Source organism: Burkholderia sp. 4M9327F10 (assembly GCF_005503145.1).
In the GTDB taxonomy this organism is placed as follows: domain Bacteria; phylum Pseudomonadota; class Gammaproteobacteria; order Burkholderiales; family Burkholderiaceae; genus Paraburkholderia.
This window is the reverse complement of record NZ_SCNV01000069.1, coordinates 22,598-39,935: the sequence shown is the minus strand read 5'-3', so window position 1 is coordinate 39,935 and position 17,338 is coordinate 22,598. Positions and strand designations below refer to the sequence as shown.

The 17,338-nt window shown below is 59.8% G+C and carries 22 protein-coding genes and 1 pseudogene; 16 read left to right on the top strand and 7 right to left on the bottom strand.

What is annotated here, in order from left to right:
• Positions 1-233: 233 nt before the first annotated feature.
• On the bottom strand, positions 234-1,679 hold the full coding sequence (locus FFS45_RS35970; RefSeq protein ID WP_137959391.1) for an IS1182 family transposase: 1,446 nt from the start codon (positions 1,677-1,679) through the stop codon (positions 234-236).
• Between the two features lie 402 nt (positions 1,680-2,081).
• Between FFS45_RS35970 and FFS45_RS35965 the strand changes: the two genes are divergently transcribed.
• From FFS45_RS35965 to FFS45_RS35955, 3 genes are all read left to right on the top strand, one after another.
• On the top strand, positions 2,082-2,969 hold the full coding sequence (locus FFS45_RS35965) for an ATPase (RefSeq protein WP_137959390.1): 888 nt from the start codon (positions 2,082-2,084) through the stop codon (positions 2,967-2,969).
• Positions 2,970-2,977: 8 nt separating this feature from the next.
• Entirely contained in the window at positions 2,978-4,969 is a 1,992-nt protein-coding gene (locus FFS45_RS35960; RefSeq protein WP_137959389.1) for an ATP-dependent helicase, read from the top strand.
• A 75-nt stretch (positions 4,970-5,044) separates the two neighbouring features.
• The gene (locus FFS45_RS35955; RefSeq protein ID WP_137959388.1) at positions 5,045-5,239 is read left to right on the top strand and encodes a hypothetical protein; all 195 of its coding nucleotides are present in this window, start codon (positions 5,045-5,047) and stop codon (positions 5,237-5,239) included.
• A gap of 56 nt (positions 5,240-5,295) precedes the next feature.
• Here the strand turns inward: FFS45_RS35955 and FFS45_RS41970 are convergent, their stop codons facing one another.
• A complete protein-coding gene (locus tag FFS45_RS41970) occupies positions 5,296-5,466 on the bottom strand; it encodes a hypothetical protein (protein WP_171029848.1) in 171 nt (56 codons plus the stop codon).
• A gap of 105 nt (positions 5,467-5,571) precedes the next feature.
• Here FFS45_RS41970 and FFS45_RS35950 point away from each other — a divergent pair, with 105 nt between their 5' ends.
• From FFS45_RS35950 to FFS45_RS35925, 6 genes are all read left to right on the top strand, one after another.
• Entirely contained in the window at positions 5,572-6,141 is a 570-nt protein-coding gene (locus FFS45_RS35950; RefSeq protein ID WP_249363066.1) for a phospholipase D family protein, read from the top strand.
• Between the two features lie 281 nt (positions 6,142-6,422).
• Positions 6,423-6,821 carry a hypothetical protein gene (locus FFS45_RS35945; RefSeq protein WP_137959386.1) on the top strand — a complete coding sequence of 133 codons (399 nt, stop codon included), beginning with the start codon at positions 6,423-6,425 and terminating at the stop codon, positions 6,819-6,821.
• An 83-nt stretch (positions 6,822-6,904) separates the two neighbouring features.
• Complete coding sequence (locus FFS45_RS35940) at positions 6,905-7,369, top strand: hypothetical protein (protein WP_137959385.1); 465 nt, start codon at positions 6,905-6,907, stop codon at positions 7,367-7,369.
• Positions 7,370-7,457: 88 nt separating this feature from the next.
• Complete coding sequence (locus tag FFS45_RS35935) at positions 7,458-7,856, top strand: hypothetical protein (RefSeq protein WP_137959384.1); 399 nt, start codon at positions 7,458-7,460, stop codon at positions 7,854-7,856.
• 587 nt (positions 7,857-8,443) lie between these two features.
• Complete coding sequence (locus FFS45_RS35930; protein WP_137959383.1) at positions 8,444-8,629, top strand: hypothetical protein; 186 nt, start codon at positions 8,444-8,446, stop codon at positions 8,627-8,629.
• Positions 8,630-8,644: 15 nt separating this feature from the next.
• Positions 8,645-8,890: a hypothetical protein gene (locus FFS45_RS35925; RefSeq protein ID WP_137959382.1), complete on the top strand. Its 246-nt coding sequence runs from the start codon at positions 8,645-8,647 to the stop codon at positions 8,888-8,890.
• 199 nt (positions 8,891-9,089) lie between these two features.
• Here the strand turns inward: FFS45_RS35925 and FFS45_RS35920 are convergent, their stop codons facing one another.
• The 5 genes and pseudogenes from FFS45_RS35920 to FFS45_RS35900 all read right to left on the bottom strand — a co-directional run bounded on the left by FFS45_RS35920 (position 9,090) and on the right by FFS45_RS35900 (position 13,269).
• On the bottom strand, positions 9,090-10,568 hold the full coding sequence (locus FFS45_RS35920; RefSeq protein ID WP_137959381.1) for a UvrD-helicase domain-containing protein: 1,479 nt from the start codon (positions 10,566-10,568) through the stop codon (positions 9,090-9,092).
• A gap of 164 nt (positions 10,569-10,732) precedes the next feature.
• Positions 10,733-11,200 carry a hypothetical protein gene (locus tag FFS45_RS35915; RefSeq protein ID WP_137959380.1) on the bottom strand — a complete coding sequence of 156 codons (468 nt, stop codon included), beginning with the start codon at positions 11,198-11,200 and terminating at the stop codon, positions 10,733-10,735.
• A gap of 71 nt (positions 11,201-11,271) precedes the next feature.
• On the bottom strand, positions 11,272-12,216 hold the full coding sequence (locus tag FFS45_RS35910; RefSeq protein ID WP_137959379.1) for a tyrosine-type recombinase/integrase: 945 nt from the start codon (positions 12,214-12,216) through the stop codon (positions 11,272-11,274).
• A 221-nt stretch (positions 12,217-12,437) separates the two neighbouring features.
• A pseudogene (locus FFS45_RS35905) lies at positions 12,438-12,977 on the bottom strand (nucleoside 2-deoxyribosyltransferase); the annotation flags it as partial.
• A gap of 76 nt (positions 12,978-13,053) precedes the next feature.
• Positions 13,054-13,269 carry an H-NS histone family protein gene (locus tag FFS45_RS35900; protein WP_171029847.1) on the bottom strand — a complete coding sequence of 72 codons (216 nt, stop codon included), beginning with the start codon at positions 13,267-13,269 and terminating at the stop codon, positions 13,054-13,056.
• Positions 13,270-13,451: 182 nt separating this feature from the next.
• Here FFS45_RS35900 and FFS45_RS35895 point away from each other — a divergent pair, with 182 nt between their 5' ends.
• The 7 genes from FFS45_RS35895 to FFS45_RS35865 all read left to right on the top strand — a co-directional run bounded on the left by FFS45_RS35895 (position 13,452) and on the right by FFS45_RS35865 (position 16,678).
• Positions 13,452-14,111 (top strand): tyrosine-type recombinase/integrase, encoded by a 660-nt coding sequence (locus tag FFS45_RS35895; protein WP_137959377.1) that lies wholly within the window; start codon positions 13,452-13,454, stop codon positions 14,109-14,111.
• Entirely contained in the window at positions 14,111-14,335 is a 225-nt protein-coding gene (locus FFS45_RS35890) for a transcriptional regulator (protein ID WP_137959376.1), read from the top strand. Before FFS45_RS35895 ends, FFS45_RS35890 begins: the two co-directional genes overlap by 1 nt.
• A 52-nt stretch (positions 14,336-14,387) precedes the next feature.
• Positions 14,388-14,678, top strand: a complete 291-nt coding sequence (locus FFS45_RS35885; RefSeq protein WP_137959375.1) for a nucleotidyltransferase family protein — start codon at positions 14,388-14,390, stop codon at positions 14,676-14,678.
• Positions 14,679-14,695: 17 nt separating this feature from the next.
• The gene (locus FFS45_RS35880; RefSeq protein WP_249363065.1) at positions 14,696-15,070 is read left to right on the top strand and encodes a DUF86 domain-containing protein; all 375 of its coding nucleotides are present in this window, start codon (positions 14,696-14,698) and stop codon (positions 15,068-15,070) included.
• 29 nt (positions 15,071-15,099) lie between these two features.
• Positions 15,100-15,900 (top strand): abortive infection family protein, encoded by an 801-nt coding sequence (locus FFS45_RS35875; protein ID WP_137959373.1) that lies wholly within the window; start codon positions 15,100-15,102, stop codon positions 15,898-15,900.
• A gap of 10 nt (positions 15,901-15,910) precedes the next feature.
• Positions 15,911-16,108: a hypothetical protein gene (locus FFS45_RS35870; protein ID WP_137959372.1), complete on the top strand. Its 198-nt coding sequence runs from the start codon at positions 15,911-15,913 to the stop codon at positions 16,106-16,108.
• Positions 16,109-16,186: 78 nt separating this feature from the next.
• Positions 16,187-16,678 carry a hypothetical protein gene (locus FFS45_RS35865; protein ID WP_137959371.1) on the top strand — a complete coding sequence of 164 codons (492 nt, stop codon included), beginning with the start codon at positions 16,187-16,189 and terminating at the stop codon, positions 16,676-16,678.
• The last annotated feature ends 660 nt before the right edge of the window (positions 16,679-17,338 follow it).

Here is a 17,338-nt window from a genome sequence, read left to right as displayed (position 1 = left end):
CCGGATCGATAGCGAGAAGAAACATATCGGGGGTCCCGCTGCTCTGGCGATTTCGTGACGCTGGAACAAAAGCGGACAATCGAGGCAGAGACTGGTGTGGCCGATGAGGGTCGAGACCGTGTGAGAACTCAATTTTGGCGCTGAAGGGCCGTTCTCGGTTCGGCTGGATCAAGTTTGGTTGGTCCAGCTTACCCTAATCGAGTCTCGCGAGCGCAGTGAAGCCCCTCCGGGCTTTAGCTTCCAGCCATCTTCATGGCCTTCATCGTTCCCGCAACACCGAGTATGTTGATGACCCGCTTCAGGTTGTAGGCCAATACCTGAAGACTCATCTCTGTACTCACCTGCCCAAGCGTCCGGGTCAGGAAGTGCGCGGGCCCCATCCAGTGTTTGAGCGTACCGAAGACATGCTCAACGGTACTTCGGCGGATCGTCATTGCATCGGGCTTCCTGTCGAGCCGGCGCTGCATGGTTTCCAGTATATTTTCGTGCTCCCATCGTCGGATGCGGCGATAGTCGCTGGGCGAACATCGGTCCTTGAGGTGGCAATGGGGGCAGGCACTGGGCCAGTACACCCGCAGGGTCATGTCATGCTCAACGGTGTTGAATCGATGAATGGCGCGCTCGTCGGCAGGACATCGATACACGTCGCTTCTTGACTCGTAGACAAAGTCGGCCTTCGTGAAGAGACCTTTCTTCCTTGATGCGGAGGTGAGTGGCTTGGGGACGTACGCACTGATGTTGCCCAGATCGCATGCACGTATCTCCGGGCCGCTGTAGTAGCCACGGTCGGCCACCACCTTCAGCCTCGCTTTGCCCATCGCGTTCTTCGCAGACGTTGCCATTCTGCTGAGTTGCCCGTGATCGTTTCCGACGTTAGTCACCTCATGTGCGACGATCAGATGGTGCTTGGTGTCCACGGCGGTTTGAACGTTGTAGCCCACTATGCCGGAGCCTCGTCCGCTTGTTGCCATGGACCGTGCGTCGGGATCCGTCATGGACAGCTGTTTGTCCGGTTGCTTCTTCAACTGCTTCCTGACCTGGTCGAGCTCGCGCATCTGCTGGCGCAAGCTGGCAATCTTCTCGTACAGGCGCACGGTCTTCACATCGAACCCCGTCGGACTGGTCCGGTCCGCACTTTCAATCAGGTCGAGATATCGCTGAATGCTTTCCTCAATCTGCTGCTGGCGCTTGTCGATTTTGCCCGTCGTGTAGTTTCTGTCGCGGCTGTTCGCAGCCTTGAACTTGCTGCCGTCGATGGCCACCATATCACTCGACAGCAGCTTCAGTCCGCGACACAGTTCGACAAAACGACGGCATACGTTACGAATGGCTGGCCCGTTGTCGCGGCGAAAGTCGGCGATCGTCTTGAAGTCGGGAGCCAGACGCCCTGTCAGCCACATCATCTCGACGTTGCGCTGGCACTCGCGCTCAAGGCGCCGGCTGGAAGGTATCCGGTTCAGATACCCGTAGATATAGATCGTGAGCATCACGCCAGGATGATAGGACGGGCGACCCGTGAGCGCTGGCATGGTACCGTTGAATCCAAGTTCCGCGAGATCCAGCTCTTCGACAAAGGCATCGATGACCCTGACCGGATTGTCCTGCCCGATGTAGTCATCGACGCATTCGGGAAGTAGTGCGACCTGCTTGCGGTCATCGCCTTCAACGAATCGCTTCATGAGTCACCCGGTCTCAATGTGTTGATTCAGTTTAGACGATCAATGCGTTTTCACACACTCTGGGTCGATCTGCGACATCTGGACCATACGACATGAACGCCTTGTGTACGAGATCCGTGTCTTGAGGACACGCCTTCCTGTCTCGGTGTTGCCTGCGGCGTACCGGTCCCCGCGTTGACAGGCAATCTCCATGTTATGCATCTCTTGCTGGTTGCGTGTCGCGCCGCCACGACCCGACGTGACGTGACATGGGCGTCGTCGGCACCCCGGACGCTCCGGGGTCGAGGGCGATCCCGGAAAGCCACCTCAAATGACCAGGGTTTCGCCCGGCGCAGTCGCTGCGGAGCCGGAACAATAGTTCCATGCCGCGCTGGTGCGCGAGCGCTTCCAACAGGGACAACCATGAGCACGATCCACGAAGAAACAACCGTCGCAGGCAGCGAAGAAACGAAATCGGCCGGGAAACGCGATGTCGCGCTGGCCACCGCTGCGGGCGAACCAGAACTGTTGGCGCCGGGCGCGGCTGGACCGCTCACGACCGATGGTGCGGATGATGCCGAGCTCGAGAGCGAACTTCAGCAGATGGAGAATGACGCGGCGACCCTTCAGAGGGAGGGCATGATCAGTGACGCGGAAGCTGAAGAAAAGCGCGAGCAGGTTGCCCGCACGCGCAAGCTGTTCCGTGACCTGCCGCCCGCGGAGCGTGCCGCCATCGTGCGCCGCCGTCGCGAGATCGGCCGGCAACTGCTCGATCGCCAGCTCTCCGGTGCGGCGATCGTGCCCGCGGCCGTGCGGCTGAACCATACGCGTCTGAAGCCGTTGTTCGAGCAATGGTGGCCGTACCTGAACCGCATGAGCATCAACATGCAGCGGTTCGGGCGGTCGACATTCAGCGCGCAGGACCAGGGCGCCGTGAGTGACTGGTTCGAGAAGCAGGTCGGCGAACTGGAAGCATACGTCAGCGAGCAGCTTGAAGTGGCAGAGGGGTTCCGCACGCGCACGGAAGCAGAAATGACGGAGCGCGGGGAGACCATCTTCAGGCCGACCGTCACGCTGCCGTCCCTGAATATCGAGGTCGAGACCTACTCGCGCTTCTCGATGCGCCTGCTCTCCATCATCACGCGCTTTGACCGCGTGATGGATCATTTTGACTTCCTTGTCTGGAACGGCATCCGGGACCAGTCGGACGTCGACGAGGAAACGGCGCGGTTCCTGCGCAAGTTCCACCCGGTGGGTGTGCGCGGGTACATGACGCACCTGCGCCTCATGACCACGGTTCGCGGCCGGTAGGGCAGCCCATGCTCGACGGACTGAATCCGCAGCAGCGTGAGGTCGTCGAGGCGCGTCGCCACTGTCTGGCAGCAGCCGGGCCCGGCGTCGGCAAGACGACGGTGATCGCAGCGAAGGCTGCATTGCTGCTCTCGGATCCCTCGACGCAGGTTGGGGCGGTCACCTTCAGCAAGGAAGCGGCGCTGGAGATGCGTGCGCGTATCCTCAGGCGCTCAGGGCCGGATGCGAAACAGCGTCTGATCGACGGGACGTTTCACTCGCTTGCGTTCAGGCAACTGAAGAAACCAGGGGACAGCAAACGCGACATCGCCTCCGATGGCGACCGCACCGGCCTGCTTGCCCGGGTGCTCGCCGAGCACAGCCTTGACTGGAAAGTCGAGGAGGCCGTGCCGGTCATCGAGAAGATCAAGATCAACTTCGGCCGGGTCACACCCGGCACGCGCGAGGCGACGCTTTACGAGGCGTACCAGCAGGCGCTCGCGCGTAACGGCAAGATCGATTTCCACGACATGCTCCGGCTGGCGGTCGCCGGCATGGAATCGGGCGAAATCCGGCCGTATCCCTTCACCGATCTCATCGTTGACGAGTTCCAGGACACGGACCCGCTGCAATACAGGTGGGTCGAGCTGCATGCGATGGCGGGCGCGCACGTGACGGTGGTCGGCGACGACGACCAGAGCATCTACGGATTTCGTGCAGCGCTCGGCTTTCGGGGCATGGAAAACTTTGCGTCATCATTCGAGGCGCGGCGCGTGGTGCTCGGCAGCAACTACCGTTGCCGGGCCGAGATCCTCAGCGCGGCCGACCGCGTGATCCGCAACAACGTTGACCGGATCACGAAGCAGCTCGTGGCGGATCGGGGCCCGGGAGGTCACGTGACGTCGCTCAGGTTCGAGGACGAGTACGCTGACGCGGTGGCGGCGGTCGAGGCGCTGCAACCGCGGCTGGCCGCGGGCCAGTCCTGTGCCATTCTCGCGCGGACCAACCGGATCCTCGACCCGCTCGAATCGGTTTGCCGGTCACACGGTGTGACCTATTACCGCGCATCGGGCCAGTCGGTGCTGAACCGGCCACAGGGCGCACTCATGTGCAATCTGCTCGAGGTCGTGCAGGGCGCAAAGGAAAACGGCCTTGACGCGGTCCTCGCTCACGCCGGCATGAGCACCGCGGACCTGACAGCACTGCACTGCAAGATGGGGCCCATGCTGACGCAGCAGCAGAAAAAGGATCTCGTCGCGTCAGGTCTCTCCGAAGACACGGCGACGGCCTATCGGGCGTTCATGAAACGGCTCTCGGAATGGAAAGAACTGGCGGCGCGGCACTTCCATACGCTGGCCCTTGAAGGCGTGCGTGAATGGATGCTGGAATACGCGAAAGGTGACCCGGCGATCCGTTCGCAGGCGATGCGGGAAGCCGAACGTGAGGCGATTGCGAAAGAGCTGGCTGGTGAGGGCGCGACGAAGTTGCGCGCTGACACCATCTCGGACGAGATCGCACGCTGGAAGCTGCTCGCGAAAGGGCTTGGCAACGATGGAGTGGTCGCCCTGACCATCGACGATGCGGGTCCGGCGCTCACGCAGACCGTCAACGACCTGCTGCTCGCCTGCTACGGTCCCCGCTTCACGGTGGAGATCCGCACGCAGCGCGAACTGGGCACCGGCGAAACGCGCGAGAGCTTCGAGATCCTCGTGCATGACGCCGACAACGACAGCACCAAGGCAGTCGGGGTGATGTCCGGTGGCCAGAAGGTCTGGATCAACGAGTGTCTGACACGGGGTATCGCGCTGTATATCGCGTGCAACGCTGGCCAGCCTTACCGGACCCTGTTTAGCGACGAGTCCGATGGACCGCTTGATCCGGAGCGTAAGCTCCAGTTCATGAGGATGAAGCGCGAGGTGCTGCGGCAGGGCGGGTATGCGAGGGAGTTCTACATCTCGCAGACGCCTGACCTGATCGACGAGGCTGACGCCGTCATCGACGTCGCGGCGCTCGCGGTCTGATTGTTCAACCTGTTTTTAACCCTGTGGGGAACGTCCCCCACAGGGGCGTCCCCCGTTTTTTTAACGAGGAACGCAATGAATCTGGATCGCAAACCGCTTTCGCACGGCAAGCCTGTCGCTGCTGTCACCGTTGCTGTTCGACCGGCGGTGCGCCGCGCGGGATCCACTCATACCTACTTTCTGAACGGCACGCTGCTGCGTGACGAACTGATCGACGGGGCATGGGTTTCACGCTGCATGGTTGAAGTTTCCGAAAGCCGCGCCGCGTAGGTGTGTCCGCATCATGCGCGCCCTGCGGGGTGCGCCTCATCTCGAGTCCCAGAATGTCAAATCTTCTGATGCTGCTTATGTCCATCGCCGGCGGCTCCGCGTTTTGTGGGTGTACCGGCGTACCGCAGGTAATCACGCCGTCGCACCGTTCGTCGCTGGTCGTCGATCAGCCGGCCGACAGGCGCGGCCGTTTCACGACCTGCAACGGCGGCCACGTGCTTCTTCATGCATCCCGTCCGTTGACCTGCGCCTGAAGAGGCGTCCTATCCACTGCTGACGCCCCAACTCCTTCGGGAGGCGGGGCTTTTCTACGTATACCCAACCCCATGGAGATTTCCTTGAAAACCAGAATCATCGCGGCGACGCTCGCCGCATCTGTTGTTGTTGCCGCATGCCTTGCCTGTGCGCAACCGTCGTCTGCTGCAGAAACCGCATCGGTGGAGGTGGCGTTTTCGCCAGACGGTGGTGCAGAGCAACTGGTGCTGCGCGCGATCAATGGCGCACAGCGCTCTATCCGCGTGCTGGCCTACTCCTTCACGGCCGCGCCGGTTGTGCGGGCGCTCGTCGAGGCAAAACGGCGTGGTGTGGACGTTGCTGTGACGGTCGACTACCACGAGAACATCGAAGCTGATCGCAGCGGCCGCGCTCGTGCAGCACTCTCGGCGCTGACCTATGCCGGTATTCCGGTGCGCACCGTAAGCGCGTTTCCCATCATGCACAGCAAGGTCGTGCAGATCGACAGCGCGACCGTCGTGACCGGGAGTTATAACCTGACCGCGCAGGCGGCGCACTACAACTCGGAGAACGCTGTCCTCATCACCGGCAGTCCAGCGATAGCAGGGCAGTACCTGCGCAACTGGAACGAAGTCTCCGCTCTCGGTACGCTGTACCGGGCGCCGTGACGCATTTTGGCTGATCCGTGCGCGAATTTACCTGGCACCAGAAAGCGTCTCCCGGTATCGGTACGTCGCCCCTCTTAAGCTCCGCCCACGCGTCCCCAGGGAAGCGTGGGCGTTTCTGTTAGTGGGCGCGCCTCGCCCAGCCCGTGAAGGGCATGAAAGAAGGGTATCCGAAAGGAAATCCCCTGAAAGACCATCTGCGGAAGATACCTTTTGGTTCCTGACGTACACATGTCAATGCGACACTCGGACGACACACACTGATTCGGATGAGGAGAATATAAGTGAAGAAGACTTTCCTGATCGCACTGCTGACGGCGTCGGCAATCGCACAAGCGGAGACGCCCGTTCTTGTCCCGCGAGACTACGTGACTGATGGAGCAACTGATCTACGTCCGGCAGCTGTCACGACGATCGACGGGCATATGCATCTGAAGTTTGATGCGGCGCGGGTTCCGCGCCTTCCTGTTCTTCTTGCTCCCGGCGAAGACGGTCTGTTGCGTCCCGTCAATTCCAGAATCTCCACGAGCCGCCCGGGTAGCACGGAATTCCTCCTGGACGATCCCGCTTCGACCATCGTCCTCAAACTGGGGGAGCGGGAAGCGATCGTTCAAATGAACCAGGCAGGCGCTTCCAGCAACGTATGGAAGCCGAGATATTACGCTACCTCCGGCAGTAGCTGAGTCTTACCGGGAGCATTCTCGCCCCGTGCCGGTAGCCCGGCCTGGAAGCAGTACATATTTAATTTTTTGCGTAAATCAGGAAAATGAACAAGACCTTCCTTGTAGCAATCGCGACGTCGTTGTGCGCGACAGCGCAGGCCTCAAACGACGTGCAGGCGGGCACGATCCGGGCGACGACGGCCACCCTCAATGAGGCCTGTTCGACCATTGGCATGCTTGTCACCGATAGCGACGGCACGGGGCGGATGCCCGTCTGCAAGAACGGCACGTTTGATCCCGTTGGCGGGCCCCGGGTTGTCATGGCGACCGCGACAGACGTCCGTGACGAGGAGCTGGTAAAGGAACCTGCGTGTGCGCGCGGCAGCATGCCGACGGCGTTTGTAGATGCTCCGGCGGATATGGCCGGGGCAACCACAGGCACCGCGGAGTACTCGCTGCGCAAAGATGACGGTGGTTGGCGCGTGAGTATTGTCCGCGTCAGATCGGGCGGGAGTCGCGAGGCAGCGCGTGATCTTGTGGCAACGGTAAAAACAGCGTGCGTGCTTTAAGCTGAACGCGTAAGCCGAAAATTCACTACACGGTCATGCGGCGATTGCCACGTTGCGAGGACAATACCCGAAAAACGGGAAGCAGCTTATGGACAGCATGGACCGCAAGGCCAGGTGGGCGAAAGACCGTCGCGAGGCATTGGCGGACTTTGAAAGGAAGTACGCAGCGCGGAGGCGGGAAGAGCGGAACGACCTCCGCTGGATGATCGCCCATTGTGTGCTGCTGACCTTGGCCGTCGGGGGAATGCTCATCAAGCTGGCGCAGGATCTGAATCAGGAAAACATGATTTTTGGGGAGCAGTCGATGGCGGAGAAGATCGAGCCGTTTCAGTTCGCCCCTCATGCGGGGGACGTGGGTCATTCTATGATGATCAGCACGACCGGAAGCGGCAAGACAGTATCGGCGGAGCTGGTGAAGTTGTGGAGCGCGGGGCATCCGGGCGGAAATACCTCGGTCGCGCAGAACGGTAACAACGACCGCAAATAACCGGGAAAACGTGGAAAAGGTGCTGGTTTAGCGCTCGTTTACCGATTGCTCGAGCCACGGGTTGCTGCTCAAATTGCGGGGCAGTAACCACCCTATGAGGAGAGTCTGGATGATGTGGAGTTTCGACAGGATTTTCGTGACTGGCATGTTCGTTGCTCTTGCAGCGCTTGCGATCATGGCGAATACAGAGTGCCCCGCGTTGCCTGGTTCAGCTGTTCGGCTAGCGGCATATTTTTAACAGGCGTTGCCGGCCTCGTCGGTTCAAGGGAGACACATATGCAAGACTTTTTGACAGGACTTGTCGCCGGCGCTCTGCTTTGTCAGATGGGCAGTCGTCGGTCGAGGCGCGGAGTCGACGTCCATGCAGCAGTGATTGGGTGGTTCAATCGACGTCGATATGCCAGGCTCAGGATTAAAGCAGAGGAACGTGGATTTCAGAAAATGTTCGATGAAGAGAGCCGTTACTTTGTGCATATTCCGTTCAATCTGCAGCATCCTGCCGATTGCGTTCGAGCATTCCAGCGGGCGCAACGCAGGCATCACCCTGCATCGGCTTGACCAGGGAAAGCAGCATCAAGGAGCAGTCGATGGCAGAGAAGACCGGGCCGTTCAAATTTAATTATCACGCGGGCGACGTGGGCCACTCTGTCGTGTTCGGTCAAACCGGCAGCAGCAAGGCCGTGCCTGCTGCACTGGCGAAGCTATGGGGCGCCATACATCCGTGCGGCGATGGCTCAGTCGCGCAGGCTGACGGCGACAACCAGGGCGAATAGACGGGAAACGCAAAAATGCACGAACATGTTGACCCGAACGTCAGGCACCTTGAAGAGCTGGTGCGTGGCGCCCTCGAACAGAGCGGTATCGCAACGCTGTCCGAAGATGACTCGGCCCTCTTTCTCGGACTGTTGACAGTGAATGCGGTCACACGACTGCTGTCAATCCGGGGGCGTGACTGGACCTGTGGTTTTATCGAAACCCTGAAGGCAAATGTGTTGGACGAGAAGCGTGACGCAAAGGCCGGGGCGACGGATTAGCTGTAACGTAAAAACCAGATAAATACTTTCAAACCCAGGCTGCTCACGTCGCGCCTTGATGCGGTGAATGCAGCGAACGCAGCGTCCGCGATCATCGAGCGTGCGCGCCGAAGATAAGCCAGAAACAGGAACCGGCGCGGCCTGTACCCGGGATCCGGCCGCTTGCCGCCGGTTGCCGCCGGCTGCAGCTTCCGCCCGCTTACTCGCGAGCCTCGGCGTCCCGTATCACTTTCAGAAGGTCGCTGCGCAACTCCGAGACGTCCAGCAGGTGCCGCGCGCGGGTCAACGCGACGTAGAGCAGGCGTTTCTCATCGTCGGCAAGGGTCGTGCGCCCGTCATCCTCGGTTTTGAAACGGAAGTCCCCGGTGACTTTCACGCGGTTCCACTCAAGGCCTTTCGCCCGGTGAACCGTCGACACCACATAGTCGGCCTCCGGTTCGGGCGTTACCCGCGAAAGAAGATCACGCAGATACTGGATGCCTTCACGATCGATGATCTGGACGACTGGCAGCAGATCGCGTCCGGCGAAGCTTTTGGCGTACTCCTGCACGTCGCGCCACGTCTCGAAGAGGGTAAGCGAGTTCGGCTTGTGGGCGCGCTGGCCGCGCATGAGACGTTCGGCGCCGTCGGCAAACGCCAGTATCTCGTCGATGTTCGCCCGCACGGCCACCTTCTTCCCGGCCATCAGTCCGTTTGCCAGCTCGCCGACCACAGTCACATTCTTGCGGCAAAGTATTGCGTCGACGACCGGGCGCGCACCAGCATCTTCAACGAGGCTTGAGGGGATCGAGTTCTGGCCGCGAAGCGGCGTCTGCTCACCCAGAAGGCGCAGGATTCGCGATGCGAGGCTGGCGATCGGTTTGCCAAAGCGAAACGACTCGGTGAGTGCACATTCAGTGGCCCTGATGTACTGCATTGCGTTGACGGCCCCGCGCCACTCGTAAATCTGCTGGTAGGGGTCGCCGACATAGATGACCTGTGCATGCGTCTGGCGCCGCAGTATGGACAGCATCAGCCCGTCGCTGTCCTGTGCCTCGTCCACAAGAATGAAGTCCGCACCGATCCGCGGACTGGTCTGTTCCCAGACCTTGAGATAGACGTCCGGTGTGATGGCCGTGCGTCCCCTCGGGTCGATGCTTTCCTCCCAGTGTCTGACGACGTGCGGCAGGAGCATGGTGCGCAGTTCTTCGGCCGACTGCTCGTCTATTCTTTCGTCGACCGGGATGTGCCACGCCTCGGGATGGCTTTGCGCCGAACGGCAGAAGCGTGCCGAGCCATCCGCAACCATACGGCCGATCTGGAACGCGGACAGTTCGACCGACTTGCCGATGATGGTCGGCACGCGAACCGGCCCCAATCCGAACCGTTCGGCAAGATGATGCGGCGGTTCCTTCGCGAGGTTTAGCCGTGCAGTGAGGGAACGGTCCACGGCTGAATAGGCGGCTGAATGCCATGTCCGGCACATAACGTTGGCGGGAAACTTGCGCTTCGCATCGTGAGCAATGTCGCGGTTAAATGCGAGGTAGCTACCACGTCGATTCCCGAGGCGGTTAGCGATCAGCGCGAGCGTAGACGTCTTGCCCGCGCCAGCGTAGGCCTTGACCTTGAGTTTTGCGTTCGCGGGCAAGGCATCGAGGACGGCGTCCTGCTCCGCAGTCGGTTTGATGGGGGTCTTCATGCTGGAATGGTCGGGTGCGTGTGGTCTGGTTGATTCCAGTCTGACTCAGTTGCCGGAAAGTCAAGTGTGGGCGATCAGCCGAGCCTCGAACGCGCAAAAGCTGGCCAACGTATGGTGGCTTTGACGGTCGCGGCACTCAGCCTGCGACCGTCTTGCCTGGGTGGTCAGGCGATCGCGTCGGTCACCTCCGCCGAAGGTGGTGCCGCGTCGGAGTGGGCGGTCTGGACACGGGTGCGACCGGCGATGACGTCACCGGACTTCAGTGAGATGTGCTCGAAGACACGAGTGCCGCTTGAGCTGATCTGTGCAGCGTCGTAGGGATTGCCACGCCTGATGTAGTCGTCGATATCGACGTCGATCGCATATTCAAAGGTACCGGTGTTATCCGTGACAACGAGGCGGACCGAATTGACCGGTACGCCCTCGAGGCGGTCAGTAAGGATGCGGTTGAGCAGGGTGTCGCGGACGAAGGTCGACGTATTCGGACTGGCAAACGCCGTGTCAGCGTGAACAAGATGCACGACAACGAGCAGCTTCGTCGTCGCCGTAAATGCGAGCCGGTACTGCAGGACGCCCAGCTCACCGGAATCGTCCGGATAGACGATATCTTCCAGATCACTTCGGAATGCCATATATGCTCCATTGGTTGGTGATGCCGGTGCGGATGAACCGGCAAATCCAGCCTACGGAGCGTGTAGGGAAGTCAAGTCGCGGTGGCTGCGGTGTTACCAGCCGGGGAAGCGCCGATCGTCGCGCGCAGCCGTACGACCGTGCGTTGGCTCGACAGACCGAGCAGGGCTGTCACGTCCCCATTGGTCCTGCCGGCGAGAAGGTGGCGACGGGCATACGTATTACGCAGCACGCGAGGGCTCATGTCAGGCGCGCGGAAACCGATCGCATCCAGCGCCTCGCGCACGATCATCCCCAGCAGCATGTCGTTCACTGGCCCCTCGCCACGCGGTGCCGGAAAGAGCGGCTCGCGCCCGTCACCGGTACGTTGCGCGCAGCCCAGCCATGTGGACAGTGCGGGCGTGGCGAACGACGGCACGGTGAGTTTGCGTTCTGCGCGCGCGCCGCGGGTTGGGATGGCCAGGTGCGGCCGTACGTGATCGAGGACAAGGTGGTCAACGCGTGCGCCACGGGTCTCGGCTGCCGTCGCGCCGGTACCCAGTAGCAGGGCAACGATCGCGCGATTCCGGATCTCCCGCGCAGAATCCGCCGCGACCGGCCGCACCCATTCCTGCAGGCGGCCATCGGCAACCGGGTCAAGGTACAGGGGCCGCGGCTCATCGTCTGGCCATGCCTCGTCGCGCAACAGTGCCTGCCCGGGGTTTTCCTGTCTGATACCGAGTTCAACCAGATGCCGGCATAACCTGTCGACGAGCTTGGCGTAGCGGATGCGCGTCGTCGTGCCCGGTGCACAACGGTTGCTGACGTCTTCAAAGAATGCGTCGAGCTCGGCGGTGCCGAACGTGGCCAGCGTCGAGCGGTGGGCAGTCAGATGTCGCAGAAAGCGGTCAAACATCGCGACGTGCTGGGTAATCGAGCGGGCAGAGAATGGCCGACGGTCGGCGCCGGCGGCCTCTTCGGCCTGCCATGCGCGATAGGCGTCGGAGGGATGCGTGATCCAGGAAGAATTGGTGTCCATCCGTCTTTATATACTGAATTTGCGTTTTTACCCCGTCTGGCGAATCTCCGATTCGCCACCCTGTCTACGGGGGAAGGGGTACCTGGGCCGGACATGCTGCAGACAATCGCCTCAAGACAGGTACGGGCATCACCGTGGATGATCGTCGCCGAACACGCAATCATGAGGTTCTTTGAGAGGCCGAAGTCTTCAACCAGGAAACCACGTTCGCAAACGGCGCCGGTCACGCCCAGTACATGCGGGACACGCTCAACGAGCGTGCCAGCGTCGCGGGTGTACGCCCAGACCGGCTTGCCGAGTGCCGCGGCGAATCCTGTCTCGAACGCGGTACCGGAATCGACCTCTCCCGGCCCACGAAAATCGTCGACGTTGGCCATGACCAGGTTACACGCCCGGATGGCCTCGATATTCGCCCGGTAGATCCATGCTGCCTGGTCGCCTGGCGACAGGTCCACCGGCACCTCGCTGTCGAGTGGGTAGATGCCGTGCAGGCCGAACGTTGCACATAGGGCCTTGAGCGCGCGGCCGTAGTCGGCCGCGTCCTGCCGGAAGACATCAAACCCTGCAAGGTAGACCCGGCGGCCCACATGCGGAGCGACAGGAAGAGGAGGGGGCGCGCCTGCCCCGCAACCCGCCGGTGGCCTGTCAGCAGCCGTCCGTGCCACGATCACCTGCAGCCGGTCGGCTGCCGGAGTCTCCCTGGCAGGCGGCCGGTGGGGAAGGTGCGAGGCAATCGTGTGTTTCGTTGCCGGGTTGCCCATCACCACCTCACCTGGTCATCGGGAACAGCGCGAGATCCTTGTCCTTGAGCCATTGCGGCCGCCGGCCGCGGCCACTCTACACTGCGCCCGAGACGGGATCGCGGTATCGGGGTTTGCGCCCGCCTCTATTGGCGGGCGTGTTACGGCCAAATACATCGGCGCGCGTAAAACCGAACGCTGCGATGGTTTTTCGCACCTCATAAAGCGCACTCGCGTATTCCACCTTCTTCGCGTCTGCGATCTGCGCGTCCAGTTTCTCGATTTCTGCCTGCAGTTCCTGAGAGGTCGCCAAGGTATGCTCCGTTTGGAAATGTGCCGCAGCAATCTTATCGGCGGCCTTAGAAAGTCAAGTGTGCGGGGAGCAGAAGCCGGGCCATTTTCCGAGCTTTTCCGGTCTCGCCTTGCGTCCAGCCTGATTGACGGCTATCTTGATGACCTCAACCTCTGAATAAGACGTTTTTGGGTCCAAAAAGGATGGCTAAGACTCCCTACATTGAAGACGCGCGCCTAAAGCACTTGCTGAAAGTCTCTGCCATTTCGGGCGAGAGCCGCGAGCGCAACGTCGCGTTGCTCATGGTCATATACGGCACAGGCATGATGCTCACTGAGGTTGCACGCCTGCCGGTCTCGGCATACCTCAAAGGCGACGGGTCTCTGCTTGAGAAGTCCAGGATTGCCGCAGAAATCGCTTACAACGGCAAGGAGCGCCCGCTGTGGTGGTCCAATGCCAAGGTGGTCAGCGCAATCGACAAGTACCTGGCGTACCGCATCGAGAGCGGGCACGGTGTCACGACGCGCAAGGCGGCATATCGCGGCCTTGATCCAGAGTCTCCGCTGTTTCTCACGGGCGACGGCAAGCCGTATCGCTTGATGACGCGAAAAACCTCCACCGGGGCCGTAAGTTACTCCTGCGACTCTCTGAGCCAACTGTTCCGCAAGCTGCACTCTCAAGCTGGCATAGAGGGCGCAAGTGCGATGTCAGGACGCCGTACATTTGCTGTGCGTCTGCATCGAATCGGCTTCGATCTTCGGCACATAAACGAGCTACTTGGACACGAAACGCTGACGGCTACAAAGCGATTGATTGACGCCGATCCTGTTCGTCTAGGGGCGATTGTCGCGGGGGTAATTTGATGGCGAAAGGTAACGCCAACGTGCAGGCCCAACAGGATTTTCTGAGAGAGGCGATGCAGACTCTCGGCCTCACCCGTACAGCGTTTGCCACACGAATCAGTGTGCCAGAAAAGACGCTGAACAAGTGGTTAGCACCCTGCGATACGGGCGACTACCGAAACATGCCAGGTGTGGTTTGGGCGTATGTTCGCGAGATTTTGATGTGGGATGCGAATAAACCTTGATATACCCCCCCCCAATGGGGGTATACAATAGATTTGTTAACTGGAGATTTTCGTGAAGCCTTCTGTCGCATTAAACGCGCATCGCGCGGAGATTCGCAGGATCGTGGAGAGCAACCGCGCATCGAATGCGCGTGTGTTTGGCTCGGTGCTGCGCGGCGAGGACACTGAAGAAAGCGACCTTGATCTGCTGGTTGAACCGAAACCGGGGATGACATTGCTAAACATCGGAGCCATCCGTTACAAGCTGGCCGATCTGCTAGGTGTGCGCGTGGACGTGCTGACGCCCAATGCACTGCCGGACAAGTTCAAGGCGATCGTTATGGCGGAGGCTCAACCTGTATGAGTAACAAGGAGCCGCGTTTGCCCGATTACCTCGGGCACATTGTCGAAGCCATCACCCGGATTGAGGGCTATATCAGTGATATGCCCAAAGAGGTTTTCGTAACAAACCAGCTTTTGATTGACGCCGTGGTGCGCAATATCGAAATCATTGGTGAGGCCAGCAACCGGGTTACGAAACACCACCGGGAGTTTCGAGATGCACACCCGGAAGTCGAGTGGCGAGGAAGCTACGAAATGCGCAGCGCCATCGCACACGACTATTTCAAGGTTGACCTTGATCTGGTGTGGGATACGGTCAAGAACGATCTGCCGGCCATGCGCGTGACCGTTCAAAGCCTGCTGGATGAACTGAATGCAAAAGACCGACCGGATGCAGCGCGTCCACGTATGTAACGGGAAATCGGAAAATCGGGGAGACAACGATGCTGCGCCTTTACAGCGGGAGCGGGTCACAGGAAATCGATCTGCAGGGAAAGGCGATTCCTGATGATCAATGGGCCAAGTACAAGCAGCTCGCCGTGAAAATGCTCAACGCGCGGAATGCTGGTGACGCCGCGAGGTTTCTGGACGAAACGCCGTTTGAAGTGCATGCCGGTATCAATTTCTTCGGCGACGAGTTTTGTGTTCTCTACGCATCGGTGGATTTTGATACGTACATAGCCCTCGGCGAGACCGCCAGTTCGCCCGAAACGAATTATGTGACCACGAAAATCGTCTCGACTCTCAACGAACTCCTATCGGTGTACATTCGGTTTGTCGCAGTAGATCTCGCAACGAACGACTTACCTTCGACGGTCCAGTCACCCGTCTTGGCGATTTCATCGGCAACGGTAGAGCGCGCGCTTGAAGACGCAGAGCAGTTGCTGTCGTCGGGTCAGGGTGCTTCGAGCGCGATAGACCGAGCGCATACTGCTTTGCACGGGTATCTGATCGCAGTCGCGAAGTCTGCCGGCATCGAGGTCGAACCGAACGAGAAGATCACAGCAATTTTTAAGCGCGTCCGGGAAGGACATCCCAAATTGAACTACATAGGGCCACGAGAGACTGAACTTGGCCTGGTGCTCAAGGCGGCAGCGACCATCATCGATTCAATCAACACCGTGCGTAACAATGCGAGCGTCGCGCATCCGAACGTAGAAGTCGTGCCGGAGCCGGAGGCGATGTTCCTTATAAACACGATTCGTTCGATGTTGCATTACATCGAGATGAAGCTTAAAAGTTGATCGGAAAACTATGAACCAGCAAATCAAAACGCCGGTGGTTCCCGAAGAGGGGGACTATCAGGTCAGGCACGAAAATGGAACGATTTTCGACAATTTCCCTGCTGCCGATGATGCGGAGGTTAAGGCCATCGCGGCGGCCGACAAGATTAGCGGTGCGTCGGTGTGGCGCTTCAATGGCACCGGTAAGGACTGGCAGCGCGTTCTGTGAGAAAGAGCGGACGGAAAATAGCAAGCGAGCACGTCGTGTCGAACGAGCTGTCTGAGGGGCTAGGAAAGCGGGGGAGGTATGAGTAACAAGAAGAGTCATGAGGACCTGCTGCAGGAGCTGGTCTTGCAAATCCGCAACAAAGAAATTCCTTTCTATCGGGCAGCGGCGACGGCAAACTATATTGGGTGGCACACATTTATTTTGCTGTCGATCGTACTATCAGCCGCGGTCAGTTTAATTGCCGCACTGACGCCGGCCGACCAATTGAAAGATGCGGCAATCCGTGCGCTGCTGATTGCGCTCCCTATTATCGGGGCTACCCTGACCGCGATCATGCGCAGCTTCAGTTTTCATGAGAAGGAGAAAAACCGCGAGCTTGGTTTGATTGAAGCGGAACGGCTATTGCGTACGGCTGAGAGCAAGTTTGCAAGCGCGAGCACCGAGTCGGAATATAAGGAGGCCTATCTTGAGATTAGTGATCTGTTAGCAGCCTTGAGTCGCGATCAACATGCGTTGGACGTCGCCACACGTAAAGGTGGTCAGACGACCGCGATAAGTGCGCCTCATTGAATTGGAAAGGAAAAGGATGATGGGCAAAGGGTTCCGTGACAAGACCTGTGTGTACTGCGGCATCGACCATGCCGCAAGTACTGCAGATCACGTTATCGCTCGCGAATTCTTTCTCGATCGGTATAGCGTTGCTTTGCCGAAGGTTCCGGCCTGTGTCACCTGCAACAACGCCAAGTCTCAGCTCGAGCACTACGTTCTTACGGTGCTACCCTTCGGAGGGTCTAACACTGGAGCATCAGGCTATCTTGATGGGCGAGTTAAACGTAGGTTGCTGAAAAATCACCGCTTGCATCGCGCACTCGCAGCGGGTATGCGAACGAAATTGGTGAAAACAGGGGATGGCCCGTGGCAGGAGGCAGGCACGCTGCCATTCGAGAGCGCCAAGCTAATGCAACTCGGGGCCCTTATCGTTCGGGGACTGGCGTGGCATCACTGGAAGACAATCTTCCTACCATCGATCACGGTGAAAGCGGACTTGTTCAACGAACGGGGCCGCGAGTTTTTCGAGCGCGTGTGGAGTCACCCAGGCTGGGCACACCGTGTCGAAAGACACCTCGGGGGAGACGTTGTTGCCTACAGGGGAGCGAGCGCATTGGGACGGCAGAATGTAAGCGTATGGGAGATCTCATTTTTTGGGGGAGTTGAACTCGGTGGAGATCC